The organism is Novosphingobium rosa NBRC 15208, assembly GCF_001598555.1.
GTDB classification, from domain to species: domain Bacteria; phylum Pseudomonadota; class Alphaproteobacteria; order Sphingomonadales; family Sphingomonadaceae; genus Novosphingobium; species Novosphingobium rosa.
Genome location: NZ_BCZE01000030.1, coordinates 49018 through 74165 on the forward strand (window position 1 = coordinate 49018; position 25148 = coordinate 74165).

The 25148-nt window shown below is 65.6% G+C and carries 22 protein-coding genes and 1 other RNA gene; 9 read left to right on the forward strand and 14 right to left on the reverse strand.

Features of this window, described 5'->3' with window-relative positions; all coding sequences use genetic code 11:
- Window positions 1-2: 2 nt before the first annotated feature.
- Both SR3_RS12525 and SR3_RS12530 read right to left on the reverse strand, forming a co-directional pair.
- Entirely contained in the window at window positions 3-887 is an 885-nt protein-coding gene (locus SR3_RS12525) for an ABC transporter ATP-binding protein (RefSeq protein WP_068086205.1), read from the reverse strand.
- Complete coding sequence (locus SR3_RS12530) at window positions 884-1993, reverse strand: MlaE family ABC transporter permease (protein WP_068086208.1); 1110 nt, start codon at window positions 1991-1993, stop codon at window positions 884-886. Before SR3_RS12530 ends, SR3_RS12525 begins: the two co-directional genes overlap by 4 nt.
- Window positions 1994-2138: 145 nt before the next feature.
- Between SR3_RS12530 and SR3_RS12535 the strand changes: the two genes are divergently transcribed.
- Genes SR3_RS12535 through SR3_RS12545 form a run of 3 tightly spaced genes read left to right on the forward strand, consistent with a single transcriptional unit; the run spans window position 2139 to window position 7025 of the window.
- Entirely contained in the window at window positions 2139-4874 is a 2736-nt protein-coding gene (locus SR3_RS12535; protein ID WP_068086338.1) for a valine--tRNA ligase, read from the forward strand.
- A gap of 1 nt (window position 4875) precedes the next feature.
- Window positions 4876-5619 carry a 7-carboxy-7-deazaguanine synthase QueE gene (locus SR3_RS12540; RefSeq protein WP_068086341.1) on the forward strand — a complete coding sequence of 248 codons (744 nt, stop codon included), beginning with the start codon at window positions 4876-4878 and terminating at the stop codon, window positions 5617-5619.
- On the forward strand, window positions 5616-7025 hold the full coding sequence (locus SR3_RS12545; protein ID WP_068086211.1) for an MATE family efflux transporter: 1410 nt from the start codon (window positions 5616-5618) through the stop codon (window positions 7023-7025). Before SR3_RS12540 ends, SR3_RS12545 begins: the two co-directional genes overlap by 4 nt.
- A 258-nt stretch (window positions 7026-7283) precedes the next feature.
- On the opposite strand, the gene SR3_RS12550 is transcribed toward SR3_RS12545, so the two are convergent.
- The 6 genes from SR3_RS12550 to SR3_RS12575 all read right to left on the reverse strand — a co-directional run bounded on the left by SR3_RS12550 (window position 7284) and on the right by SR3_RS12575 (window position 14115).
- Entirely contained in the window at window positions 7284-8909 is a 1626-nt protein-coding gene (locus SR3_RS12550; RefSeq protein WP_068086344.1) for an ATP-binding protein, read from the reverse strand.
- Window positions 8910-9077: 168 nt separating this feature from the next.
- Window positions 9078-9848 carry a TIGR02186 family protein gene (locus tag SR3_RS12555; RefSeq protein ID WP_068086347.1) on the reverse strand — a complete coding sequence of 257 codons (771 nt, stop codon included), beginning with the start codon at window positions 9846-9848 and terminating at the stop codon, window positions 9078-9080.
- Complete coding sequence (locus SR3_RS12560) at window positions 9848-10750, reverse strand: sulfite exporter TauE/SafE family protein (RefSeq protein ID WP_068086214.1); 903 nt, start codon at window positions 10748-10750, stop codon at window positions 9848-9850. Before SR3_RS12560 ends, SR3_RS12555 begins: the two co-directional genes overlap by 1 nt.
- 111 nt (window positions 10751-10861) lie before the next feature.
- The gene (locus SR3_RS12565; RefSeq protein ID WP_157098821.1) at window positions 10862-12037 is read right to left on the reverse strand and encodes a hypothetical protein; all 1176 of its coding nucleotides are present in this window, start codon (window positions 12035-12037) and stop codon (window positions 10862-10864) included.
- Complete coding sequence (locus tag SR3_RS12570; RefSeq protein WP_245653897.1) at window positions 12034-13503, reverse strand: glycosyl transferase family protein; 1470 nt, start codon at window positions 13501-13503, stop codon at window positions 12034-12036. Before SR3_RS12570 ends, SR3_RS12565 begins: the two co-directional genes overlap by 4 nt.
- A gap of 183 nt (window positions 13504-13686) precedes the next feature.
- Entirely contained in the window at window positions 13687-14115 is a 429-nt protein-coding gene (locus tag SR3_RS12575) for a VOC family protein (RefSeq protein ID WP_068086219.1), read from the reverse strand.
- Window positions 14116-14262: 147 nt separating this feature from the next.
- On the opposite strand from SR3_RS12575, the gene SR3_RS12580 reads away from it, so the two are divergent.
- Window positions 14263-15075 carry a metallophosphoesterase family protein gene (locus tag SR3_RS12580; RefSeq protein ID WP_068086352.1) on the forward strand — a complete coding sequence of 271 codons (813 nt, stop codon included), beginning with the start codon at window positions 14263-14265 and terminating at the stop codon, window positions 15073-15075.
- Window positions 15076-15291: 216 nt separating this feature from the next.
- On the forward strand, window positions 15292-15972 hold the full coding sequence (locus tag SR3_RS12585; RefSeq protein ID WP_068086222.1) for a hypothetical protein: 681 nt from the start codon (window positions 15292-15294) through the stop codon (window positions 15970-15972).
- 310 nt (window positions 15973-16282) lie between these two features.
- On the opposite strand, the gene rnpB is transcribed toward SR3_RS12585, so the two are convergent.
- The 4 genes from rnpB to SR3_RS12605 all read right to left on the reverse strand — a co-directional run bounded on the left by rnpB (window position 16283) and on the right by SR3_RS12605 (window position 18626).
- Window positions 16283-16704: RNase P RNA component class A (gene rnpB / locus SR3_RS12590), an RNA gene on the reverse strand.
- Window positions 16705-16735: 31 nt separating this feature from the next.
- The gene (locus tag SR3_RS12595; RefSeq protein WP_068086225.1) at window positions 16736-17464 is read right to left on the reverse strand and encodes an N-acetylmuramoyl-L-alanine amidase; all 729 of its coding nucleotides are present in this window, start codon (window positions 17462-17464) and stop codon (window positions 16736-16738) included.
- 18 nt (window positions 17465-17482) lie between these two features.
- A complete protein-coding gene (locus SR3_RS12600; RefSeq protein ID WP_068086229.1) occupies window positions 17483-18154 on the reverse strand; it encodes a histidine phosphotransferase family protein in 672 nt (223 codons plus the stop codon).
- A 61-nt stretch (window positions 18155-18215) separates the two neighbouring features.
- Window positions 18216-18626, reverse strand: coding sequence for a Mov34/MPN/PAD-1 family protein (locus SR3_RS12605; protein ID WP_068086355.1), 411 nt, complete (start codon window positions 18624-18626; stop codon window positions 18216-18218).
- A 16-nt stretch (window positions 18627-18642) separates the two neighbouring features.
- Here SR3_RS12605 and SR3_RS12610 point away from each other — a divergent pair, with 16 nt between their 5' ends.
- Together SR3_RS12610 and rpoH are read left to right on the forward strand one after the other, a co-directional pair.
- Window positions 18643-19698, forward strand: a complete 1056-nt coding sequence (locus tag SR3_RS12610; protein WP_084455489.1) for an RluA family pseudouridine synthase — start codon at window positions 18643-18645, stop codon at window positions 19696-19698.
- Between the two features lie 44 nt (window positions 19699-19742).
- A complete protein-coding gene (gene rpoH, locus SR3_RS12615; RefSeq protein ID WP_068086232.1) occupies window positions 19743-20648 on the forward strand; it encodes an RNA polymerase sigma factor RpoH in 906 nt (301 codons plus the stop codon).
- A gap of 277 nt (window positions 20649-20925) precedes the next feature.
- On the opposite strand, the gene SR3_RS12620 is transcribed toward rpoH, so the two are convergent.
- Both SR3_RS12620 and SR3_RS12625 read right to left on the reverse strand, forming a co-directional pair.
- Window positions 20926-21156 (reverse strand): hypothetical protein, encoded by a 231-nt coding sequence (locus tag SR3_RS12620; RefSeq protein WP_068086235.1) that lies wholly within the window; start codon window positions 21154-21156, stop codon window positions 20926-20928.
- Window positions 21157-21171: 15 nt separating this feature from the next.
- On the reverse strand, window positions 21172-22068 hold the full coding sequence (locus SR3_RS12625) for a tetratricopeptide repeat protein (RefSeq protein WP_169805624.1): 897 nt from the start codon (window positions 22066-22068) through the stop codon (window positions 21172-21174).
- A 244-nt stretch (window positions 22069-22312) separates the two neighbouring features.
- On the opposite strand from SR3_RS12625, the gene SR3_RS12630 reads away from it, so the two are divergent.
- Window positions 22313-23845 carry a methyl-accepting chemotaxis protein gene (locus SR3_RS12630; RefSeq protein WP_068086241.1) on the forward strand — a complete coding sequence of 511 codons (1533 nt, stop codon included), beginning with the start codon at window positions 22313-22315 and terminating at the stop codon, window positions 23843-23845.
- 199 nt (window positions 23846-24044) lie between these two features.
- On the forward strand, window positions 24045-25148 hold the full coding sequence (locus SR3_RS12635) for a DUF47 family protein (protein ID WP_245653898.1): 1104 nt from the start codon (window positions 24045-24047) through the stop codon (window positions 25146-25148).

The following is a 25148-nucleotide window of genomic DNA, read 5'->3' on the forward strand; positions in this document are numbered from 1 at the left end:
CCCTATGCCTTGCTGCCGGGGTTGCTGTCTATCGGGCGATTGTCGTCGCCCGGTTCGCGGCTGGGCGTTGTTCCCGCCTCACGGCTGGAAAGCGCTGCCCGCCCGCGTGGCCCGGCGAAATATTCCTGAATCCAGGGGTGATCGCTTTTCATCAGTTCCGGAATCGTGCCGATGGCGATGACCTTCTTGTCGGCCAGCACCGCAACGCGGTCGCAGATCTCATGCAGCGTGTCGAGATCGTGGGTGATGAGGAAGACCCCCAGCCCCAGCGTCTCGTGCAATTCCTTGATCAGATTGTCGAAACCCGCCGCGCTGATCGGATCGAGACCGGCGGTGGGCTCATCGAGAAACAGCAGTTCCGGATCGAGCGCCAGAGCGCGCGCCAGACCGGCACGCTTGCGCATGCCGCCCGACAGTTCGGAAGGATATTTGGCCGCCGCCTCAGCCGGGAGCCCGGAAAGCATCACCTTGAGGCAAGCGATCTCATGGAACAGTTGTTCCGACATCTTCGGGTAGAATTCACGCAGCGGCACCAGCACGTTTTCCGCCACCGTCAGCGTGGAGAACAGCGCGCCGCCCTGAAACAGCACGCCCCAGCGGCTGCGGATATCGATCTCATCATTGCAGGCCTCGCCCATGCGCTGGCCCAGCACCTCGACCGTGCCCTCGGTGAATTGCTGAAGGCCGATGATCGAACGCATCAGCACCGATTTGCCGGTGCCCGAACCGCCGACCACGCCCAGAATCTCGCCCCGCCGCATGGAGAGCGACAGGCCGTCATGCACGGCATGCTCGCCAAAGCGGTTGACCAGCCCCTCGATGCGGATGATCGCGTCATCGCCGCCGTGCGTATCGGGCTGCGGCGCGGTAACCGTCTCCTCGCTCATAGCCAGCCGATCTTGGAGAAGAAGACCGCAAAGAAGGCGTCAAGCACGATCACCATGAAGATGCCCTCCACCACCGCCTTGGTGGTGCGCAGGCCAACCTCTTCGGAATTGCCTTCCACCTTCATGCCCTGATAGCAGCCGGTCATGCCGATGATGAGGCCGAAGACCGGGCCCTTGATCAGCCCGACCCACAGATCCAGCACCGGCACCACCTCCTTGATGCGCGAGAGGAAGGTGATGAAGGGAATGCCCAGCGCCAGCTGCCCCAGCACCGCGCCGCCGATGATCGAGATCACCGAGGAATAAAAGCCCAGCAACGTCAGCATCACCACGCAGGCGATGACGCGCGGCAGCACCAGCGCCTCCATCGGATCGACGCCGATGGTGCGCATGGCATCCACCTCCTCGGTCAGCTTCATGGTGCCGATCTGCGCGGCAAAGGCGCTGCCCGAACGGCCCGCGACCATGATCGCCGTCATCAGCACGCCCAGTTCGCGCAGGGCGAGCCGTCCCGTCAGGTTGATGGTGTAGATTTCCGCGCCGAACTGCTGAAGCTGCACCGCGCCCTGCTGGGCGATCACGATGCCGACCAGAAAGCTCATCATGCCGATGATGAAAAGGGCATCCACGCCCACCAGCTGCAGCTGGCGCACCAGTGCCGTCATCCGCAAGCGCGAGGGATGCCGGATCACCCGGAAGATCGCCAGCACCACCGCGCCCAGAAAGCTGAGCGCCTGTTGCGTGCCGCTGATGCCGCCCAGCACCGCCGTGCCCACTTCGGCGGGCACCTTGGTGGCCAGGGGCTCCTCGGGCGGGACGGTCTGGGTGTCGTCGGGCGTGTCCTTCACCGCCTCGATCAGGCGCTCGGCCTCGGGACTCGCGCCCTCGATGGGGGCATCGAGATCGCGCGACAGGCGGTAGACGATCCAGGCGCCCACCGTATCCACTTCCTCAAGCCCCGAAATATCCACCACGCTGGCCGCATCCACGGCGCGCAGTTTGCTCTCGACCGAGGTCAGCGTGGAGACGATCAGCCGCCCGCTCAGCACCAGACGGGCCGCGCCATCGGCCTGATCTTCAAGGGTGAATTGCGCGGAGGCAGTCATGCGGGGGGCGGAGATCGCTTCGTGACGGAGGGACTTGGAAGGGTCATGAGGGAAAAGCGGGGCAGGAGCAAGCAGATACGCGTGAGAGGCCCCGCTTGTTCCGAAAGGCTTGCGCGCGTTTATGCCCGCTGGCAAAGGCCCCAACATGACCGAGGACTCCACCCAGATCGACAGCGCCGCGCTTGACAAGACCTTTGACCCCACCGGGATCGAGGCCAAATGGTATGCCCATTGGGAACAGGGCGGGTTGTTCCGCCCCGCCCGCCCCGATGCTGCGCCCTTCACCATCGTCAACCCGCCGCCGAATGTGACGGGCAGCCTGCATATCGGCCATGCGCTGGACAACACGCTGCAGGACATCGTGATCCGTTACGAGCGCCTGCGCGGCAAGGACGCGCTGTGGGTGGTGGGCACCGACCATGCGGGCATCGCCACGCAGATGGTGGTGGAACGCCAGATGGAGGCCCGTCAGGACAAGCGCACCAACTACACCCGCGAAGCCTTCATCCAGAAGGTGTGGGAATGGAAGGCGGAGAGCGGCGGCACGATCACCGGCCAGTTGCGTCGCCTCGGCTGCTCGATGGACTGGAGCCGCGAGCAGTTCACCATGGACCCGCATTTCACCGGTGCGGTGGTGAAGGTCTTCGTGGACCTCTACAATGAGGGCCTGATCTACCGCGACAAGCGTCTGGTCAACTGGGACCCCAAGCTGAAGACCGCGATTTCCGACCTTGAGGTGGAAACGCAGGAAATTCAGGGCGGGTTCTGGCACTTCCGCTATCCGCTGGCAGACGGCGTTCGCCTTGCCGATGGCCGCGATCATATCGTGGTGGCCACCACGCGCCCCGAAACCATGCTGGCCGATATGGCCGTGGCGGTGAATGGCGAGGATCCGCGCTATCAGTCGGTGATCGGCAAGTTCGTCAAGCTGCCGATCACGGGCCGTCTGGTGCCCATCGTGGCCGACGACCATGCCGACCCCGAGCTGGGCAGCGGCGCGGTGAAGATCACCCCGGGCCATGATTTCAACGACTTCGAGGTGGGCCGCCGCGCCGGCATCGCCGCCGCCGACATGCTCAATATGTTCGACGCCGATGCCAATGTGGTGCAGGTGACGGACGGGCTGATCCCCGCCGAATATCTCGGCCTGCACCGCTTCAAGCGCGATGGTGTGGATGGCGCGCGCGAGGCCGTTGTGGCCGCGATGAAGGCGCTCGGCCTGCTGGTGCTCCACCCCGGCAAGGCGGATGCCGAGGGCAACATCCCCATGCTGGAGGCCGAGGCCCGCACCATCCAGACGCCCTTCGGCGACCGTGGCGGCGTGGTGATCGAGCCCTGGCTGACCGACCAGTGGTATGTGAACGCCGCCGAACTCGCCAAGGCCCCGATCGAGGCGGTGAAGACCGGCGCCATCGAGATCGTCCCCAGGAGCTGGGAAAAGACCTATTTCAACTGGATGGACAACATCCAGCCCTGGTGCGTGTCGCGTCAGCTGTGGTGGGGTCACCAGATCCCGGCGTGGTATGGCGATGATGGCCAGTGCTATGTCGCGGAATCCGAGGAAGCGGCGCAGGCCAAGGCTGGCCCGGGCGTGGTGCTGACGCGCGATTCCGATGTGCTGGATACGTGGTTCTCCAGCGCCCTGTGGCCCTTCGCCACGCTGGGCTGGCCGGACCAGACGCCCGAGATGGTGGCGCGCCACTATCCCAACGATCTGCTGATCTCGGGCTTTGACATTCTGTTCTTCTGGTGCGCCCGCATGGCGATGCAGGGGATGCATTTCATGGGCGATGTGCCGTGGAAGCGTCTGTACCTGCATGGTCTGGTGCGCGCTTCGGATGGGCAGAAGATGTCCAAGTCCAAGGGCAATGTCGTCGATCCGCTGGGTCTGATCGACAAATATGGCGCCGACGCGCTGCGCTTCTTCATGGCCGCGATGGAATCGCAGGGCCGCGATGTGAAGATGGATGAAAAGCGCGTCGAGGGTTACCGCAACTTCGCCACCAAGCTGTGGAATGCCGCGCGGTTCTGCCAGTCGAACGGCATCACGGGCAGCACCTCGGTGGCCGCCCCCGCCGCCACCAGCGCGGTGAACAAGTGGATCATCGGCGAGGTGGTCGAAACGCTGGCCGCCATCGACAAGACGATGGAGGACATGCGTTTCGACGCCGCCGCCGCCGCCATCTACCGCCTGGTCTGGAACCAGTTCTGCGACTGGTACATCGAACTCATCAAGGGCCAGTTCGACGACGAGACCAAGGCTGTCGCGGGCTGGGTGCTCGACCAGATTCTGGTGATGCTGCACCCTTTCATGCCCTTCGTCACCGAAGAGCTGTGGGAGAAACTGGGCACGCGCGATACGGCGCTGATCGTCTCGCACTGGCCCAAGCCCGAAGCCACGGTGGATGCCGAGGCCCAGCGCGAGGTCGAGTGGCTGATTGCCCTCATCGGCAATCTGCGCGGCGCCAAGGTGGAGCTGGGTCTGGCCCCCGGCGCCCGCCTCGAAGCCTATCTGCCCGAGCCGAGCGCCACCACGCGCGGCATCATCGAGCGCAACCCCGGCGCCATCGACCGTCTGGCCCGCCTCTCGGCCATCCACTTCGCTCCCGCCCCTGCTGGCGCGGCGATGCAGGTGGGCGCGGGTGACGCCAGCCTGATCGTGCCGCTGGAGGGCCTGATCGACGTGGCCGCCGAAAAGGCGCGCCTCGCCAAGGGCATGGCGGCATCGCAGAAGGAGCGCGATTCGCTCGACAAGCGCCTGTCGAACCCCGCCTTCGTCGAAAAGGCCAAGCCCGAGGCCATCGACAAGGCCCGTGCCGACCATGCCCATCATTCGGCGGAAGCCGAACGCTTGGCAGCGGCGCTGGCGCGGCTGGGGTGATATGCTCGCGCTGGCTACGATAACTCCCGGGAAACCGGAGATTTTTGCCGCGTTGCAAGGTGAAGGGGCGTCCATCGGGCGCCCCTGCGTCTTCCTGCGCCTGTCGCGTTGCAATCTGGCCTGCCAGTGGTGCGACACCGCTTACACCTGGCATTTCGAGGGCGACAACCGCCTTCACAAGGACGGCATCGCCTTCTCCCGCACCGACAATCAGGTGACGTGGAGCGAGGAGCAAACCGCCAACCGCATCAAGGAGTTGGGCGGCCATCTGCCCTTCCCGCGCCTGGTCATCACCGGCGGCGAGCCGCTGCTGCAGGGGCCCGCGCTGGTCAAGCTGCTGGCCCATCTGCCCGGCTGGCGGATTGAAATCGAAAGCAACGGCACCGTGGCGCCCACCGCCGCGCTCGATCCGCTGATCGCCCAGTTCAACATCAGCCCCAAACTGGCGCATTCCGGCAACCCCGCCGATCTGGCCCTGCCCCCCGCGCGGCTCGACGCATGGGCGACAGAACCGCGCGCCTGGTTCAAATTCGTGGTCGCCACGCCCGACGATGTCGAGCAGGTCCGCGCTTTGGCCGCCGTCCACGCCATCCCTGCCGAACGCATCTTCCTGATGGCCGAGGGCCGCGACAGCGCCACCCTGCGCGCCCGCCAGATCTGGCTCTCCGATCTGTGCATGCAATTCGGATATTCGCTGACAGACCGGCTGCACATCCACCTTTCGGGCGATACGAGGGGCACATGAGCGACGCCATTGCCGACACCGCCCCACCGATGGCCCGCCTGCGCGGCGATCTGACGCAAGGGCCGATCCTGAAGACCCTGCTGGCCTTCTCGATCCCCACGCTGATCTCCAACCTGCTGCAGACGCTCAACGGCACGATCAACTCGATCTGGGTCGGGCGGCTGATCGGCAATTCGGCGCTGGCGGCCACGGCCAACGTCAACATCGTGATGTTCCTGACGATGGCGGCGGTCTTCGGCTTCGGCATGGCCACCACCGTGCGCGTGGGCCAGCATTTCGGCGCGCGCGATGTACCCGCCGCCCGCGCCACCTTCGGCACCGGCGTGGGCTTCTGCCTGATGATCTCGGTGGTGGTCGGCCTGCTGGGCTGGCTGCTGGCCGGCCCGCTGCTCGATGCGCTGGGCACGCCGGGCGAAAGCCGGGGCGAGGCGCTGGATTACCTCACCGTCACCTTCCTGACGCTGCCGCTGGGCACGCTCTCGATCATGGTGGCCATGGGCCTGCGCGGCATCGGGAATTCCAGACTGCCGCTCTATGCCATGATCCTGACCGTGGCGATCGATGTCGCCGTGAACCCGCTGCTGATCCGCGGCATCGGCCCCATCCCGGCGCTGGGCATCACCGGCAGCGCTCTCTCCACCGCCACCGCCAACTTCGCGGGATGCGTGGCGATGCTGGGCTGGATCTACTGGAAAGACCTGCCGCTCCGCCTGAGCGGCGCGGAACTGGGCTGGCTCTGGCCGCGCCGTGCGGAACTGGCCTATGTCATCACCAAGGGCCTGCCGATGGGCGCGCAGATGCTGGTGGTCTCCTCCGCTGGCGTGGTCATGGTGCGGCTGGTCAATCAGGAAGGCGCCGCAACCGCCGCCGCCTATGGCGCCGCCATGCAGCTGTGGAACTACCTTCAGATGCCCGCCTTCGCCATCGCCAGCGGGGTAAGCGCCATGGTCGCCCAGAACATCGGCGCCGGGCAGCACCAGCGCGTGAAAGACATCACTTGGCAGGGGCTGGTCTCCACCACGATCTTCACCATCTCCATGGCGACGCTGATGGTTGTCTTCGCCCGCGCACCGCTGGTGCTGTTCCTGGGCAGCCACAGCCCCGCCCTGCCCATCGCCAGCCACATGCAGGCCATCGTTACATGGTCCTACGCGCTGACGGGGATCATGATGATCCTCTCGGGCACGATGCGCGCCTATGGAGCGGTGATCACGCCTTTGGTGGTGATCTTCATCTCACTCTATCCGGTGCGGCTGGGGTTCTATTACGCCGCCTATCACGCCATCGGATCAGAGGCGCTGTGGTGGGCCTATCCGGTGGGCTCGGCGGTGTCGGTGGGGCTGATGATCGGGGCCTATGTGCGGCCGGGTTGGCGGGAGAAGGTTTTGCTTAAAGGCAGGAAGTAAGAGAAGATGCGAGGGCCATCGCCCTCGCGCTCCCTTTAGGTCTCCCGGCGCAAGGGCAGTGGCGCCGAAATGATGCGTCCAGCCTCTCCACCTGCATGACCTTGGGCGCCGCAGGCTTTCAATCTGCCAGTGCTGCGCCATCGATTCTTGCCTGCGGCGCTGCAACCTTAGCGCTTTGGCCGAACCCGATACGCAACGTAGACATTAAAGGGAGCGCGAGGGCGATGGCCCTCGCTTTTCCCCTTTTCTCGAAACCCCTTACCGCCCTTGAGCCCGCCACCGCTGCACGGTCCGCGTGACCATTTCGTCCTCGCCCCCGGCCTGACGCCACAGTTCGCTGAAGGATGGATCAGATGATGCCGGACGCTTCTCGGGCTCAAGATCGTCAAAAGCGATGCGCATCGGCACGGAGACGCCCTCGCCCACCACGATGCATTCGCGATTGCGCAGCGCGGGGATCGAATCGAGGAAGGCCTTGCCGCCCTCGGGCATGGCCGCTTTCACGAAGGCCTGATCGCGGTCGTTGTTCAGGCGCATCGAGATGATCGTGCCGACCTGCGAGAGCACGCCCTCGGCCAGATCCGAAGGCCGCTGCGTCACCAGCCCCAGCGCCACGCCATATTTGCGCCCTTCCTTGGCGATGCGCGAGAGGATGCGGCCCACCGAGCTGTCATCGGCGTTTTTCTCGCTGGGGACGTAGCGGTGGGCTTCCTCGCAGACCAGCAGGATCGGGCTGGTCTGCTCGCGGCGCGACCAGATGGCGAAGTCGAACACAAGCCGGCTGAGCAGCGCCACCACGGTCGAGGTGATCTCCGAGGGCACGCCGGAGACATCGATGATCGAGATCGGGCGCCCCCGCGCGGGCAGGCGGAACATGCGGCCGATCACCTCGACCATCGTGTCGCCCACCAGCATGCCGGAGAAGAGGAACTGGTAGCGGCGGTCGCCCTTCAACTCCTCAAGGCGGGCCTTGATGCGCATATAGGGCGCGGTGTTGGTGGCCTTGTCCAGCTTGCCCATCTCGTTCTGGAGGATCGCGCCCAGATCGGAGAGCAGATAGGGGATCGGCGAATCCACCGTGATGCGGCCCACATCCTCGGCGAGGCGATTCTTCTGGCGGGCCTGCAGCACGCAGCGGGCCAGGATCTCGGCATCGATCTGCCGCATGTCGCCCCGGCTGGAGAGGAGGATTTCGCAATGCTCCTCGAAATTCATCAGCCAGTAGGGCAGCTGCAGGTTGGAGACATCCAGCGTCATGCCCTCGTTGCGGAAGGCGCTGGCATATTCGCCATGCGGATCGATCATCAGCACATGGCCCTGCGGGGCGCTCTGGCAGATGCGATGAAGGATCAGCGCGAGGCTGGTCGACTTGCCGGTGCCGGTCGAGCCCAGCAGCGCGAAATGCTTGCCCAGCAGCGAATCGATGTAAAGGCTGCCGCGAATGTCGCTGGTGGGGAAGACGGTGCCCACCTCGATGGCGTTGCGCCCGTCTCCGGCATAGACGGCCTGAAGATCGCGCGTGGTGGTGGGATAGACGAAAGCGCCGGGCAGCGGATAGTTGGTGACGCCGCGGCGGAAAGAGGCAATGCCGCCATGCTCGGCATCGGCCATGCCTTCACCGAGGAAATCGACGGTGGCCAGCACGCCCTCGCCCGCGCGGCGGCCCTGCTTCTGCTCGCGCACGCTGGCCAGCAGCCAGCGGTTGCCATGGCGGATGCGGATCTGGCTGCCAACCTGCCCGGACAGCGCAATCGCCGGATCGGTATCGCGCGCGCATTCGGTCAGCCGGTCAAGATCCAGCGCCACCACCGAGCCGCCACCGGCGATCTCGATCAGCACGCCGATCGGCAGGACGGCATTGTCCTGCGGAACGCCCGCGTTCATGGGAGAGGAAGTCCCGTCGGCTTGCGCGCCGGCAAGGGAGAAAGGCTGATGGTTGGCCAGCATAAGCGGTGCCCGATCTTTTGCGCTGAATCCATATTGGGCACAGCCTTAGGCAGGCTTGGTTAATTCTAACCTAACGCCGGTTTGTAATTCGCAAAGGATATCCGCTTATCGCCGCACGAACAGCCGCCCGGCCAACCAGCCCATCAGCACCGAAAGGCCGACGGCCAGCAGGCCATAGGCAAAGGCATTGCGGTGGGAAAAATCGGCCACGGCCTTTTCCATCCCCTCCTTGCGCACCTCCACGCGGGAGACGGCGGAGGCCAGCACGCGGCCCTGGCTGATGGCGAAAGTCTCTGCAGTGTAGGTGCCGGTCTGCACGCTGGAGGGCAGCGAGATGCGCGCGCGATACAGCACCTGATCGGTGATCGTCACCCCATGCTCATTCTGGCCATAGAGGCCGCGCCGCACCATCAGATCGGCAAGGCCTGAAGAAAAGCGCTTCTGCGTGGCCGGGTCCACCGCGCCGCCACCGGGCGAAAGCTGCAGCGAATCGAGCCCCATTTCATAGATCGCGGCGGTGCGCTCATCGACGATCTTGCTGATGGGCCGAGTCGACGCCATGGCGTAGAAGCTGGGCACCGAGCGCAGGGTGGTGCTGTCGGTATTGACCCACATGCCCGCCACCTTGCTCTTTTCACGCAGCACCATCGGGCTGGTCGGGCCTTCCAGCACCACCACGATGTCGTAATCGCGGCCTGCCCGGTGGCCCTCGGGCGTCATGATCGCGCCATAGAGCAGCAGGTCGGCTCCGGTGAAACCTTGCCGCAGCAGCACCTCATGCTGCGAGACATCGGGCACCAGAATGGGGCGCGGCGCGGGAGCCCTTGCCCCTGTCAGCGCGACCAGCGCCAGCGCGGCCAGCAGACACCGGCGGATCACAGAGGCGTCACCGTGAAAATTTCATCGGGATGCCAGGTCAGCCCCAGCGCCATGCGCGCCGCCACCCCCAGCACGATCACCGCCAGCGCCAGCCGCAGCTTCACCGGCGAGGCCTTCGCCGCGAACAAGGTGCCCAACTGCGCCCCCGTCACCGATCCCAGCAGCAGCAGCGCGGCCAGCACCACGTCCACCGCATGGGTGGTGAGCGCGTGGATCATGGTGGTGGCCATGGTCACGAACAGGATCTGGAACAGGCTGGTGCCCACCACCACGCCCGCGCTCATGCCCAGAATGTAGAGCATCGCGGGCACCAGCACGAAGCCGCCGCCGATGCCCATCAGCATGGTGAGAATGCCGGTGAAGATCCCCAGCAACAGCGGCGCCAGCGGCGAAATATACAGGCCCGAGCGATAAAAGCGCCAGCGCAGCGGCAGGGTGGAGACCAACGGATGATGGCGGCGCTTGGCGGCCTCTCCGGCGGCGCCGCGCATGGTCTGGATGCTTTCCTTGGCCATCAGTCCACCGATCGAGCCCAGCATCACCACATAGAGGATGTTGATGACCGTATCGATCTGCCCCAGCTTCTGCAGCAGGTTGAACAGCGCCGAGCCCAGCCCCGCGCCCAGAATGCCGCCCGCCACCAGCACGCCGCCCATCTGGTAATCCACCCCGCCGCGCTTGCCATGGGCGATCACGCCCGAAACGCTGGCGCCGGTTACCTGAGTCGCGGCGCTGGCGGCGGCGACGGTGGGCGGAATGCCGTAGAAGATCAGCAGCGGCGTGGTCAGAAAGCCGCCGCCCACGCCGAACATGCCCGAAAGCAGGCCGGTGATCATCCCCAGCCCGACGATGACAAGTCCGTTGACCGAAAGATTGGCGATGGGAAGATAAACATCCATGAGTGCGGGCAAACTAGCGCCCATGGGCCGCGCTGGAAAGGCCGGATCGGTCAGCCTTTGCCTCTCATCGGATCGATTGAACATGTTTTGGGGCGAATTTGCAAAAAAGGTTCAGAAGCCCGCCGCCAGCGTGAGCGCCGGGCCCGATCCCGGCATGGCATGGCCCGCCACACGAAAGCGCCAGTCGAGCGAAAGATGCGCTCCGGCACGCCCCGTGGCGAAGGCGACCGTCGCCCCCGGGCCCATATCCAGCCGCCCTGCCCCTCGCTGCCCCCCGCCCCAAAGGCCGCCGCCCAGCCTCAGTTCGCCCCGTCCATGGCGGTGGGCGATGTGCTCCAGCCGGAACTGGCCGTCGATGAAAGGGGTGGAGGCCACGCCGCCGACATAGCCGCCCTGCACATAGGTTTCGGCACGCAGGGCCAGCGGCAGCAGCAGGGGCGGCAGGTGAGTCACCAGCGTCACCGCCGGGCGCAGATGCGTCTTCCGGCCGGCAAAGCGGCTGATCCGCGCTTCCGCCATGGCCGACAGCGGCAGGGTGGGGATGGGGCGCACGGAAAGGCCCAGCGCCGCCTCACGCTCGCCGGTGTCGTTCAGCGCGCCATAGGTCCGGCCATAGACTTCGGGACGGAAAGGGCTGGCGGGGGCCATGCGATAGCGCAGCACCGCGCCCAACTGGTTGGCGCCATAGCTGGGCAGCAGCAGCGAGCCGCCGGGAGCGCTGCCGCCCCCCTGCCTCACCAGAAGCCAGCCGTCGGCCGACCAGCGCGGCAGCATCGCGCCATGGGCCGGAGCGGAGGGGGCTTCAAGCATGGGCGCGGCGCGGGGCGGTGTCAGCGAAGGCGGCGTCTCCGGACCGGGGGCGATTTCCTTGGGCGGGAAGATCAGCGGCAGATTCGCCATGGCAGCCATCAGCATCAGCTCATGCGCGCCCTCCGCCATGGCCACCAGCGGAACGGATGACGATGGTTTGGCCAGAGTCCCGGCAGACAACAGTCGTTGGACAGGCATCGATGCGGGGGCGACAGGCCGATCGGAGCGGAGAGCGCCGGGCGCAACGGTCGCCACCCTCGCCGAGCCACGCTGTGCAAGGGGCGCAACCAGCCGCCCGGCAGGCGCTGAGACAGGCCGCGCGATCGGCCCGGGCCCCTCCCCGAATTGCGTGCGCGAGCTGTCCCACGGAGACACGCCCAAGGTCACGGCGCGCGCCCCGATCCAGCCGACCACAATCACCGCCAACACCCAGACCGGCTGCCCCCTGCGGCGCTGACGGCCCGGCAGGGCGCTCACGCCGGCAGGCCTTCCGGCGATGGAGCCATCGCAGGGCGCATCACCTTTTTGGCCAGCACGGGATGGTCGAGATGCGGGGTCTTGTCCCACGCCACCGTCTTGCCGCGCAGGGTCCGACAATAGGCCACCAGAGCGCGCCGCCCGGCGATGATGGTGATGATGTTGGCCACCGGGATGCGCCCCACCGCGCGCAAGCCCTCCATCGCGCCATATTCGCGCGCGGAAAAGCCGAAGCGCATCACCATGCGCCACAGCAGCCCCAGAAAGCTCAGCCACACCAGGCGATGCACCAGAGGCAGGCCCGGATCGCCCTCGATCCAGTGCATGGCCCGCAAGGGGGCCAGCGCCGCCTGAAGCAGCAGCAGAGCATAGGCGACGCTCAGCACCAGCGCCACCAGCGGCCCGCGCCGGTCGCGCAGCGCCATCCACACATCGACCGGGCGGCCCATCCAGCCAAGCCGGTCCCAGCTTTGCAAAGCGATGCCGTGAATCCACCGCGTCTTCTGCCGCACCGCGCCAGCCACCGTATCGGGAAAATAGCTGCGGGTGGCGATCAGCTCTCCGGTCTCGTCACGCAGCCGCAAAAAGCGCGCCTTGCCGCCCAGATGGCTGACGAGCATGCCGATCTCATAATCCTCGGTGAAGCATTCGGCCACGAAAGGCCCGCGCTCACCCTGCTCGCGGCGCAGGACGCCGATGCGCGAGAGCATGGCGCGGGCAAAGCCGCAGCCCACGCCAGCGGCGGGCAAAGCTGCCCCAAGAGCATCGCGCACCGTCAGCACGCGGGTATGGCTCTCGACGAACTCATCGGCGTAATGGCCGCCCACCCAATGCGGGCCCGGCGGCATTTCCGGGCGGACCGGCAGTTGCACGAAATCGACCGAAGCCAGCGCCTCACCGATCACCGACAACTCGCGCGGATGGACCATATCCTCGGCATCATGCAGCACCACGCCGAGGAACCTTTGCCCCTGACGCAGTTCATCTTCGACCAGCGCGGCATAGAGGCGGTTGAGGCAATCGGCCTTGGTGGTGGGGCCGGGATGGTCATTGATGACGATCCTGATGCGCGGATCGCCCCGCGCCGCCCTCATGACGGCGGCGATGGTCGGCGCATCGTTGCAATAGCAGCCGACATAGATGCGCATGCTCTCGCGCGCCCACACGCCCAGCATATGGCCGATGGTGGCCCCGATCACATCGGCCTCCTGCCAGGCGGCGATGAACACGGCGATGGGGGCAGGCGCCACGGGCAGGGCATGGGTCGCCGGCAGCACCGGGCTTTCAAAGCGCCCGCTGCGCAGCCTCAGAGCGAACCACAAGATATCGATCAGCATCTCGTCGATCATGCCGATCACAAACCAGAAGAGTGCAAAGTACAGCAGCTCGCGCTCCAGAATCTGGAGCCAGTGGAACCCGTGAAAGAACCGTATCGCACTGTCTGCCGCTGGTACGCCGTCGAACACGAGTCTCTCCCTCGCTATGACTCGCAACGATCTTCTGTCGTTCAACGTATGACGGCTTAAGAATAAATTTCAAATATGAATGATCGTTAATCATGAAATTATGGATTAGTACATTTTGACTGCCATGCCGGATTGACTGCGACGCCGGACGAAAGCCGATCCTTCGCCCGGTGCCGCAGCTTCTTACCAGCTGCCGGTGTTGGGCATCGAGGCCCAGGGCTCGGCAGGCTCAAGATGGCCGTTCTGAAGCAATTCGATGGAAATGCCGTCGGGCGTCTTCACAAAGGCCATATGGCCATCGCGCGGGGGACGGTTGATGGTCACGCCCGCATCGGCCAGCGTCTGGCAGGTGGCGTAGATGTCCTCGACCTGAAAGGCGAGGTGGCCGAAGTTGCGGCCACCGGTGTAGGTTTCGCCGTCCTTGCCTTCCTCAGGCCAGTTATAGGTCAATTCGACCTCATAATCCTGACCGGGGGCGGCAAGGTAGATCAGCGTGAAGCGGCCCTGCTCGCTGGAGAATCGGCGGGTCTCCCTGACGCCAAGCAGGTTGAAGAACTTGATGGTGGCGTCAGGATCGGTGACCCTGACCATCGTGTGCAAAAAACTGACCATTGGGGGGCTCCACTTGATTAAACGCTTGGCTTTGCGTTTCTTCTAGCCTCGAAACACCCCCACAGGCCAGACCCTTCGCCCCGGATACCCCAAGCTGCCTGCCTTGACCCTCCCCCGGCCTGTTCCTATGTGCGGGGCGGCTCCTCTATGCTCAACGCCCTGCGATCCCTTCTGCGGCCCCGCGCCGCCGCCGCCCGGCCCTGCGTGCCGCCGGGCCAGCGGATCTATGCCGTAGGCGATATCCATGGCCGGGCCGACCTCTTGTCCGCGCTGATCGACGCCATCGAAGGTGACATCAGCCGCCGCGACACCGCCGCCACGCCCCGCCAGACCACCATCATCCTGCTGGGCGACCTGATCGATCGCGGGCCGGACAGCCGGGGCGTGCTCGATCTGGCCGCGCGCTGGGGGCGCAAGCGCGCCATGCATATCCTGCTGGGCAATCACGAGGAAATGCTGCTCGACGCCGCCGAGAATCTGGACGTGCTGCGCCATTTCCTGCGCCACGGCGGGCGCGAGACACTGCTCAGCTTCGACATCGACGAGGCGACCTATGAAGCGGCCAGCTTCGAGGAGGTGCAGGCCCTGCTCCACGCCCATATCCCCGCCGCCACGCTGGATTACATCCGCAGCTTCCAGACCATGATCCGCATGGGCGACTATGTCTTCGTCCATGCCGGCATCCGCCCCGGCGTGCCGCTGGAGGGCCAGAGCGGCGGAGACCTGCGCTGGATCCGCGAGCCTTTCCTCTCCAGCCCGCAGGACCATGGCGCGGTGGTCGTCCACGGCCATACGATCACCGACGAGATCGAGCAGAGGCCCAACCGTCTGGGCATCGACACCGGCGCCTACCAGTCGGGCCACCTCTCGGCCATCGGGCTGGAAGGCGAAGAACGCTGGCTGATCCAGACCGATGAAGATGAGGCAGGGATCCGCGTGGGCTTTCAGCCGCTGCCTTGATCTCCACGGCGCGCCACCTTCACGCGGGATGCGTGATTTTGGCATCACGCATCCCGCGTGAAGATCCTGTTGTCGCATCGTTCGCGCGAAAAACCGGTTCCCACTTTTTCGCACGATGCTCTAGGCGTAAGCATCAGTTTTCCGGAAAGCACCCGATCATGACCATCGCCGCCGCCAGCCAGCCCTCTTCCCGCCACGGCAGAGGCTGACACCGCGATGCTCTCCACGTTTTTGCTCGCCGCATTGCTGGCCGCCGGGCAGGCGGACGCCCCGGCGCCCCCCGCCCCATCCGCCATGGACGCCCCCGACTCAGAGCATCTGCTCGAACCGGACGACTATCCGCAATTCGCCCTGATCCATGATCTGTCGGCGGCCAGCGTGGTCGAGGTTTTCGTCTCCCCGCAGGGCCGCGTGATCGACTGCAAGGCCGGCAAGAGCTGGGGCGACAACCAGCTTGCCGACGGCTTCTGCGACATCCTCAAATACAAGCACCAGCCCCCCGCCCATGACGCGCAGGGCAAGCCCGCCTACGGCCTCGTGCGCGGTCTGGCCCGCCTCATCATCCCCGGCACCGGCGACGGCGACCGCATCCGCCCCATCGAAGCCCCCGCCGATGTCGAGATGGAGACCCCCCACCTGCCCGGCGGTCTGGACCGCACCGAGGTGCGCCTGCTGCTCTGGGTCTCGCCCGAGGGCGTGGTGCAGGACTGCCGCCCCGGCAAGGGCGAAGGCCAGCTCGATCTGGTGACCGCCATCTGCCCCGCCGCCCGCAAGCTGACGCCCGGGCAGCATGTGGGGATCGAAGGCTTCAGCGTGCCCTATGTGATGAGCGTGAAGGCAGCTCTGGTGGCTCAGGATGCGCGGCCTGTGACGCGTGAGCCGGGGTTGGCGCCTTAAGGGGTTCAAGGGGGCCTCCGGCGGGCAAAGGGCCCTCGCCCTTTGCAATCCGTTTATTGTCTGCCTTGCGTATCAGGTTCCACCAAAGAGCCAATATCGCCGCGCCGCAGGCTTTCAATTTCGCTTCATGACTCCACTGCCTGCGGCGCTTGGCCTTGCGCAGGTGGAGAGACTGGGCGCTCCGCTTCGGAACCACTGCCCTTGCGTCGGGAGACGTCATGGGAGCGCGAGGGCCCGGAGCATTCCTCTTGAGGAATGCGACCAACAAGGACGCCCCCCTCGCATCTTCCTTTTTCTTCCAAATCTTAAAAACGTCAGGCGGCCTGTAAGCCGGGTTCTGTGAAGGCCCCTCGTATCCCGAAAGACGCGGAGGCCAGCGGCAGCCATTCCTCTTGGCGGCATGTTGCCATGCCGCTCCAGCAACCAACCCGGACGACTGGCGTGAAACCCGCCTGCCTTGCGGCGTGCCGTCCCTATTCGGTCTTGCTCCGGGTGGGGTTTGCCGTGCCGCTTGTGTTACCACTTGCGCGGTGCGCTCTTACCGCACCGTTTCACCCTTACCTCGCCTCGAAAGGCTACGGCGGTCTCTTCTCTGTGGCACTGTCCCTCGACTTCGGGCCGAAACCCTCGCCGGGCGGGCGTTACCCGCCACCCTGTTTCGTGGAGCCCGGACTTTCCTCGGCAGGCATTCACGCGAAACGCAAACCCTGACGCGGCTGCCCGGCCGCCTGACGCCGGGGCGACTAGCAGGCTTTGCGGCAGCTTACCAAGGGAAATCGTCGCCATCGCAATCGTCCTGCTCGGAGGAATCGCGGGCGATCAGCAGTTCGAAGAGCAGCGCGCCCACCTCGCCGTCGAGTTCGCCATCGATGATGCGCGGGCGGAAGCGGCGCTGGAAGGCGGTGACGGCGGCGCGCCCATCGGTGACATCGTAACCGAAGCGTTCGAGCGAGAGGAAGAAGGCGCCGGGGTTCTCGTGAAGCAGGCGGATGCGCGGCTTGGGAGTGGAAAGCGCCAGACCATAGCGCGCCAGCACCTCCCATTCGAAGAGTTCGCCCGGATCGATCTTGCGCACCGGGGCCACATCGGAATGGCCCACCACATTGGCCGGAGCGATGTTGTGCCGCGCCATGATGCCCGCCAGCAGCGGGATCAGCGCCTCCATCTGGGCCTCCGGGAAGGGGCGATAGCCCAGAGTATGGCCGGGGTTGACCAGCTCGATGCCGACGCTGGCGGAGTTCACATCGGTGATCCCGCGCCAGTAGCTGCGCCCGGCGTGCCATGCCCGCTTGTCCTCGGCGACCAGGCGGTGGACGATGCCGTCTTCCTCGATCAGATAATGGGCGGAGACCTCTGCGGAGGGGTCGCACAGGCGGTCGAGCGCATCCTGCGCGCTTTTCATGCCGGTGTAGTGCAACACCACCATGCTGACGGGCAGCTTGCGCTCGTTCCAGTTGGGCGAAGGCGTGTCGCGGTGGATCAGTTCGTCCATGGTTGCGCCCCGCCTTTCTTAACCGACCGGCAGCACCGCGCCCATCACCAGCGCATCGTCACTGCGCGCATATTGCAGCTGGCCGCCCAGTCTTGCGGCGATCGCGGCCAGCATGGCGGCGGGCGCCGTGCGGCTGGAGAGTTCCGAGGCCGGCAGGCGAGCTTCCAGCGCCTGACCGATGGTGTCGTCGAAAGCGATGCGCGGACCCGAGGCACGCACCACGATCTCGGCCAGCTGGCGGCCACCATCGGCGCGCACTTCGGCGGCGATGTCCACCGTGCCGCCGCGCACCAGCGCCTCGATGGCGATCAGCGACAGGTTGAGCAGCGTCTTCACCGCCGGCTTGGGCAGCGCGTCGGCGCCGACCTGCCAGTGGATCGACAGGCGGTCCTTCCCGGCCACCAGCGCATCGATCAGCGCCTTGGGCTCGGCAGTGGGAATGCTTTCGCCGAAACCGCCCGCCGCGCCGAAGGCCAGGCGGAAGAACTTCAGCTTGTCGGCACTGGTGCGGGCGGATTGCTCCAGCAGCTCGAAACAGCGCTGGCGCATCGCGGGGTCTTTCTCCTCGGTCAGCAGTTCCAGGCCGTTGGAGAGCGCGCCCACCGGGCTCAGCAAATCATGGCACAGGCGCGAGCAGAGCAGGCTGGCCAGTTCCAGCGCCGCATCGGTGTCGATCGTTTGATTGGACATGTGAGGCAATTTCCCGAGGGGCGTTGAGAGAATCCGGCTGGCCACCCCTATCCTCTGCCCCTTAACCCCGTTGATCCGGCGAGGAAAGCGCTTCGAAGCCATCCGGCCCATCCCGCCACCATGTGATCGTGTCGGCAGCGACAATTGCCCACAGTTTTCCGTCATGCGCGGCCATGGCGGCATCGGTGGCCGAGGGCGCCGCCACGCCGGAGGGATGCGAGTGATAGCAGCCCAGCACCTGAGGGCCTCCCTGCCTTGCGGCGCGGGTGGCGGCGATCAGCACCACGGGGTCGATCTCGAAAAATCGTTCGGGATCAGGGTGGACATTGGCGGCGGGCAGCAGACTGGCGACTCGCGCGATGCCACCCTCTTGCGCCGGGCCCAGCAGCAGACCACAGGCCTCGCGCGGGGCTTCGCGGACCGCCACAGCCAGCAGATCCGCGTGGAGGCCCCTTGTCAGGATGATTTGCATGCCCATTTTAAGCGTAATGGATCAGGGGGCTACCACACTTCAAGGGCGCATTCGCAGCGCGGGCCGACTCGACCGCGCGCTGGCGGAGGCCTGCACCGGCACGCTGCCGGGCGGCGGCGACCTCAGCCGTGAGCGCGTGAAGGCACTGATTTCCGAAGGCCGCGTCACGCTGGATGGCAAGCCTGTCAGTTCGGGATCGGCCAAGGCGGCGGAGGGCATGGCCTTCACCATCAGCCTGCCCGAAACCGTGCCTCTGGAGGCGGTGGCGCAGGATATCCCCCTCACCATCGTGCATGAGGACGAGTATCTCATCGTGGTCGACAAGCCTGCCGGGCTGGTGGTCCATCCGGCGGCGGGCAATCTGGACGGCACGCTGGTCAACGCGCTGCTGCATCACTGCGCCGGGCGGCTGTCGGGCATTGGCGGCGTGGCGCGGCCCGGCATCGTCCACCGCATCGACAAGGACACCTCGGGCCTGCTGGTGGTCGCCAAGAGCGATGCCGCGCATGAGGGGCTGGCCAGACAGTTCGCCGATCACTCGATCGAGCGGGCCTATCTGTGCCTCACCCATGGCACGCCCATGCCGCCGCAGGGCACTTTGCGCGGCACCATCGCCCGCCATCCCACCGACCGCAAGCGCATGGCCCTGCTGCCACCGGGCGACGAAACCGGGCGCGGCAAACATGCCGTCACCCACTTCCGCCTGCGCGAGGGGCTGGACCGGGCCGCCCTTGTCGAGTGCCGTCTGGAGACCGGACGGACCCATCAGGTGCGCGTTCACATGGCATCCATCGGCCATCCTTTAATAGGCGATCCAATGTATTGCCGATCACAGAAATCGCTAAAACCCCTCCTTTCGGAGCTCGGTTTTGCCCGGCAGGCATTGCACGCCGCCGTTCTGGGGTTTATCCATCCGGTCACCAGCAAGACCTTGCGGTTTGCTAGCGACCTGCCCGCAGACATGCGGGATCTTTTAGCCCGGTTGGGCAGTTACCATGCCGACCAGCCGGGTTATTTCCTGCCGGAACCAGTGGGTTCCGGTACGTGGCCGCCACCGAGGGATGCCTCTTAAGGGTCCAGCAAGGGCGTGCTGACAGTACAAGGACGATGAGACCGATGAGCACCGAATCGAACCTGCCCGCTGTACCCGCCCCCGCCACGGGGGAGGCCGGGCTCAACCGATATATGTCGGAAATCAAGAAATTCCCGGTGCTGACCGCCGAGCAGGAATATATGCTCGCGAAGCGCTATGCCGAGCATGAGGACCCCGATGCGGCGCGCCAGCTCGTCACCAGCCACCTGCGCCTCGTCGCCAAGATCGCCATGGGCTATCGCGGATACGGCCTGCCGATGAGCGAGCTGATCTCCGAGGGCAACATCGGCCTGATGCAGGGCGTCAAGAAGTTCGAGCCGGAACGCGGCTTCCGTCTGGCCACCTATGCCATGTGGTGGATCAAGGCCAGCATGCAGGAGTTCATCCTGCGCAGCTGGAGCCTGGTGAAGATGGGCACCACCGCCGCGCAAAAGAAGCTGTTCTTCAACCTGCGCCGCATGAAGAAGAACATCGACGCCTTCGAGGACACCGACCTGCACCCCGATCAGGTGCGCAAGATCGCCACCGATCTGGGCGTGTCCGAGCAGGATGTGGTCAACATGAACCGCCGCATGATGATGGGCGGCGATGCCTCGCTCAACGTCAGCCTCAATGAGGAAGGCGAAGGCCAGTGGCAGGACATGCTGGCCGATCACGGCCCGCTGCAGGATGAGACCGTCGCCGAGGCTCAGGAAGCCGGCTGGCGCCACGCCATGCTGACCGAGGCCATGGGCGATCTGAACGACCGCGAGCGCGCCATCCTGACCGAGCGCCGCCTGACCGACGATCCCAAGACGCTGGAAGAGCTGAGCCAGACCTACAGCGTCAGCCGCGAACGCGTCCGCCAGATCGAGGTGCGCGCGTTTGAAAAGCTGCAGAAGGCGATGCAGAAGATCGCGACGGATCGGCGTTTGCTGCCCGCACATTAAGTTCTGCATTGAGCTTTGGGTTTGAAAAAGCCGGGGTTAGCGCCCCGGCTTTTTTGTTTCCGGTTCAAGGAAGAAGAGACAATGCGAGGGCCACCGCCCTCGCGCTCCCTTTAATGTCCGCCTTGCGCTTCGGGTTCGGCCATGGAGCAACGTCGCTGCGCCGCAGGCTAAAATGCTCCGGCACCGCGCGCTCAGCACAAGGCAGCCACGAAAGGGATTGCAAAGGGCGATGGCCCTTTGCCCGCCGGAGGCAAACTTCCTCCAACTCCCTTAAACATCAATGATGCGGCGCAACCTGATGCTGCTGCGCCTGCTGCGCAGCCTTATGCTTGTAGTAGGCCCGCGCCGCGACGCAGCCGCCAACGGCGCCCACCACGGCATGATGCCCGGCGTAGTGCCCCGCCACCGCCCCAGCGACGGCGCCGCGCACGCAACCCTTGGCCTCTGCCTGAGCCGGGCTCAGGCTGACCAGCGCGCCAAGGGCGAGGATCGAGAGAATCTTGCGCATCGGAACGTCCCCTTCTTACCAGTCGTCGTTGCCGCCGCCCGAGGAGCTGTCGTCCCACGAGCCGCTGTCGGAAATGCCGAAATCATTGCCGCCCATATCCTGGTTGTAGCGGCGATCGTCGTCGTCATCGTCGCGGCTGGAGGAGGTATCCCGCTCCACCACGCGCTCGCGGTCGTGCTCGCCGAACATGCGGCCGATCACGGCTTCGCCCGCCGCGAAGCCCGCACCTGCCGCAGCGCCACCGGCCAGAGAGCTCATGATGCCGCCGCCCATGCCGCCCTGCTGCTGGGGAGGGAAGCCACCCTGCTGCGGATAGCCGCCGCCCTGATAGCCACCGGGCCACGGGCCGCCCTGAGGGCCATTGCCATAGCCCGGACCGCCAAAGCCCTGCTGGCCGCCATAGGGGTTGGCGGGCTGGGGCTCGTAATAGCTCTGCTGCGCCTCGCTGCGGCGGCGCATGAAGGCGATCACCAGGAACACCAAGCCCAGCACCACGATCACCGGAACCCAGGGGAAGCCATGACTCGCGCGCGGGGCCACCGCCGGGCGGTCAGGGACGAGCGTGCCGCCCTTTCCCCCCGCGCTCAGCTGCTGCTTCAGCTCGGCGACGGCGGAAGCCTTGGCGAAAGGCAGGCCCGGCTTGAGCTGCTCGGCCTTGGCCAGTTCGGTGCGGGCTTCGTCGAGGCGACCGGCCTTGGCCAGCAGTTCGGCTTCCACATAATGGGCCTTGCCGCTGCCCGGGTGATCCTTGAGGACGGGCTGCATCAGTTCCAGCGCCTTGTCGGTCTGGCCGGCCTTGGCGGCGGAATAGACCTGATCGACCGTGGCATCCTGCGCCATGGCGGGCGCGCTCAGCGCCAAAGCCAACGGCAGGGCCGATGCCAGAGCCAGCTTGCGGATCGAAAGCGTCATCATACGTCTCCACACGCGCACCGATGCCTGAATTCATGCGGCGCAACGGGCGCGATCTGGGAAGGTTTGTGGCAAGTTCAAGATGAACACCCCCTGATCCGGCGCAAAATTACGCCAGTCCGCGCCCTGAAACCGGCGATCGTCCGACCCTTTTTACGGACAAGGCCGTAAGTCTTACCCCATGCAGGGGCAACCATTCCCGTTTTACAAGGCCTTATATCCCTGACGCCCGCAAGGACCGTGCATGTCTGAACCCGCCCCCGCCCATTCTTCCCATCCGCCGCTGGTGGAGCTGGATGAGGCGGATTACCGCAGCTTCGGACGGATCAGATCCGTGCTGATCCGCCATGGCCGCCGCGCGCTGGGCCGCCTTTACGACAAGATCGCCGCCCATCCGCTGGCCGCGCGCCTGCTGCCTGACGAGGCTTCGCGCGACAGGGCCGCCGATCTGCGCTTCAACCACTGGGAAAGCATCTTTTCCGAAGGCTTCGACACGGAGGCGCAGGCCCGCTCCGAACAGATGGCCAGGGCCTATGGCGATCAGGGCTTCACGCCCGATCTCTACATCGCCAGCTATGCTGCGGTGCTGGCCGATCTGGTGACGCAGATCGCGCAGGGGCCGGTCCCCCTGCCCGGCAGCCGGGCCCGCGCTCAGGCGGCGGGCACGCTGGTGAAGGCCGCGCTGCTCGATATGCAGGCCGCGCTTGGCGCCTATTTCAAGGCCGAGGAACAGGCGCGCCACGATGTCATCGCCTCGGTGGGGCGCGGCCTCTCGGATATGGCGACAGGCGACCTGCGCAGCCAGCTCGACAGCCTGCCCGAAGCTTACGCGCGCATCGCGGAAGACTTCCACAACATGCGCTTCAACGTCAGCACCATGGTGCTGCGCATGGCCGAGGCGTCCGAGCATGTCGAGACCGGCGCGCGCGAGATCGATATGGCCGCCCATGATCTGGCCATCCGCACCGAGCGCCAGTCGCTCACCGTCACCCGCACCGCAGAGGTGATGGCCAGCGTGGCCGAGGGCATCGCCGCCACCGCCGCCACCGCCGCGCAGGTCAACCAGAGCGTGATCGAGATCGACAAGGAGGCCAAGCATGGCGGCAAGGTGGTGGAATCCGCCGTGCAGGCGATGGACAAGATCAAGACCTCCAGCGAGGAAATCGCCCAGATCACCGATGTGATCGAGGCCATCGCCTTCCAGACCAATCTGCTGGCGATCAACGCCGGGGTCGAGGCCGCCCGCGCGGGCGACGCCGGACGCGGTTTCGCCGTGGTGGCCACGGAAGTGCGCGCGCTGGCGCATCGCACCGGCCAGTCGGCCAAGGATATCAAGGCGCTGATCGGCAAATCCACTATCGATGTGCGGCAGGGCGTCGATCTGGTGGCGCAGACCGGCACCTCGCTTGACCGCATCATCCAGCAGCTGGGCGAAACCACCGTTCAGGCCGAACAGATCGCTCAGGCCGCCCAGCGCCAGGCGGGCAACATCCATGAGGTGACCGACGATATCCGCCAGATGGACCTCAACACCCAGCAGAATGCCGCCATGGTCGAGGAATCCAACGCTGCTTCGCGCGCGCTGCGCGATCAGGCGCAGGTGATGGGGCGGATCGTTGGCCAGTTCCAGCTGGAGCGCCGCGAGGAACTGCGCAAGGACGACAGAAAGACCAGCCAGCGCCGCATCCATCGCGTGCAGTCATCTGTGTTGCATGCCGATCCGGTTTTCCCCGATCCGGCCACCCCCAATCCGATACGCGTGGCCAACCTGCGTTAAAGCATCGTGCGAAAAAGTGGGAACCGGTTTTTCACGAAAACGATGCGACAACTGAATCTTCAAGCGGGAGCGTGATTTTGGAATCACGCATCCCGCTTGAAGAAGGGCGTCTTTCTCCCGAATCCTTGACGATTCGCTCGCGCGCGCATAGCGGGACCGTTTTACATTTCGGAGACAGACTGTTCGCCAGATTGCCGCCTTGCCCTATCGTAAAACCGGCCCCGCACCAGACGCCCCTTTCGAGGTGATGCTGGTGACCTCACGCGGGACCGGGCGATGGGTGATTCCCAAGGGCAATGTCTCGCGCAATCTTTCAGACCATGCCGCCGCCGAGCGCGAGGCGCTGGAAGAAGCCGGCGTGCTGGGCGCGATCTGCCCGGTGCCGATTGGCGAGTATCGCTATCGCAAGCTGCTGGGCTCCGGCGCCTCGCTGCAGACCGATGTGGCGGTGTTTCCCCTCGCCGTCACCCAGGCGCTGGAGGACTGGAAAGAGGCCGATCAGCGCACCCGCCAGTGGTTCAATCTGCCCGAGGCGGCGGAACTGGTGGATGAAGAAGGTTTGAAGGCGATTCTCCAGACCTTTGGCCCTTGCACGGTCACAGAACTGTCACGTAATGGCGCGGCAAGCGGCGGCGTTGCCGTCCTCAAGGAAGGTTTCAAGATGTTTCAGTGGTTTCAGGGTCTGTTGCCGCGTCAGCACGACTTCTTCGAGAAGTTCGAGACCCATGCCACCCTGCTCGCCGCCGGCAGCGATGCCCTGGCCCGCCTGCTTCAGGGCGCCAAGACCGCCGATCACGCCCGCGAGATCGCCGAGCGCGAGGAAGAGGCCGACCAGATCACGCGCGACGTGCTGCAGACCGTGCGCCGCACCTTCCTGACCCCCTTCGACCGCGGCGCGATCACCAGCCTGATCACCGCCATGGACGATGCGCTGGACCAGATGAAGAAGACCGCCAGCGCGATCACCCTCTATGACGTGCAGGCCTTCGAGCCGGAAATGCGCGACATGGCCGCGATCATCGTCGATGCCTCGCGCCTGCTGGGCGAGGCGCTGCCGCTGCTCCGCTCGATCCACGCCAATGCCGGTCGCCTGCACGAGCTGACCGAGCGCCTCGTGCGCATGGAAGATCAGGCCGACGAGATCCACGACCGTGGCCTCAAGCGCCTCTATCAGGAAATCGGCGCCACCGAGCCGGTGCGCTTCCTGATCGAGCGCGAAATCTACAGCCATCTGGAAAAGGTGGTGGACCGCTTCGAGGATGTCGCCAACGAGATCGACGGTCTCGTGATCGACCACGCCTGA

Excerpts from the sequence above, each read along its gene's own strand:
- SR3_RS12525 (WP_068086205.1), bottom strand. The coding sequence starts at position 887 with ATGAGCGAGGAGACGGTTACCGCGCCGCAGCCCGATACGCACGGCGGC.
- SR3_RS12530 (WP_068086208.1), bottom strand. The coding sequence starts at position 1,993 with ATGACTGCCTCCGCGCAATTCACCCTTGAAGATCAGGCCGATGGCGCG.
- SR3_RS12535 (WP_068086338.1), top strand. The coding sequence starts at position 2,139 with ATGACCGAGGACTCCACCCAGATCGACAGCGCCGCGCTTGACAAGACC.
- SR3_RS12540 (WP_068086341.1), top strand. The coding sequence starts at position 4,876 with ATGCTCGCGCTGGCTACGATAACTCCCGGGAAACCGGAGATTTTTGCC.
- SR3_RS12545 (WP_068086211.1), top strand. The coding sequence starts at position 5,616 with ATGAGCGACGCCATTGCCGACACCGCCCCACCGATGGCCCGCCTGCGC.
- SR3_RS12550 (WP_068086344.1), bottom strand. The coding sequence starts at position 8,909 with ATGAACGCGGGCGTTCCGCAGGACAATGCCGTCCTGCCGATCGGCGTG.
- SR3_RS12560 (WP_068086214.1), bottom strand. The coding sequence starts at position 10,750 with ATGGATGTTTATCTTCCCATCGCCAATCTTTCGGTCAACGGACTTGTC.
- SR3_RS12575 (WP_068086219.1), bottom strand. The coding sequence starts at position 14,115 with ATGGTCAGTTTTTTGCACACGATGGTCAGGGTCACCGATCCTGACGCC.
- SR3_RS12580 (WP_068086352.1), top strand. The coding sequence starts at position 14,263 with ATGCTCAACGCCCTGCGATCCCTTCTGCGGCCCCGCGCCGCCGCCGCC.
- SR3_RS12585 (WP_068086222.1), top strand. The coding sequence starts at position 15,292 with ATGCTCTCCACGTTTTTGCTCGCCGCATTGCTGGCCGCCGGGCAGGCG.
- SR3_RS12595 (WP_068086225.1), bottom strand. The coding sequence starts at position 17,464 with ATGGACGAACTGATCCACCGCGACACGCCTTCGCCCAACTGGAACGAG.
- SR3_RS12600 (WP_068086229.1), bottom strand. The coding sequence starts at position 18,154 with ATGTCCAATCAAACGATCGACACCGATGCGGCGCTGGAACTGGCCAGC.
- SR3_RS12605 (WP_068086355.1), bottom strand. The coding sequence starts at position 18,626 with ATGCAAATCATCCTGACAAGGGGCCTCCACGCGGATCTGCTGGCTGTG.
- SR3_RS12610 (WP_084455489.1), top strand. The coding sequence starts at position 18,643 with ATGGATCAGGGGGCTACCACACTTCAAGGGCGCATTCGCAGCGCGGGC.
- rpoH (WP_068086232.1), top strand. The coding sequence starts at position 19,743 with ATGAGCACCGAATCGAACCTGCCCGCTGTACCCGCCCCCGCCACGGGG.
- SR3_RS12620 (WP_068086235.1), bottom strand. The coding sequence starts at position 21,156 with ATGCGCAAGATTCTCTCGATCCTCGCCCTTGGCGCGCTGGTCAGCCTG.
- SR3_RS12625 (WP_169805624.1), bottom strand. The coding sequence starts at position 22,068 with ATGACGCTTTCGATCCGCAAGCTGGCTCTGGCATCGGCCCTGCCGTTG.
- SR3_RS12630 (WP_068086241.1), top strand. The coding sequence starts at position 22,313 with ATGTCTGAACCCGCCCCCGCCCATTCTTCCCATCCGCCGCTGGTGGAG.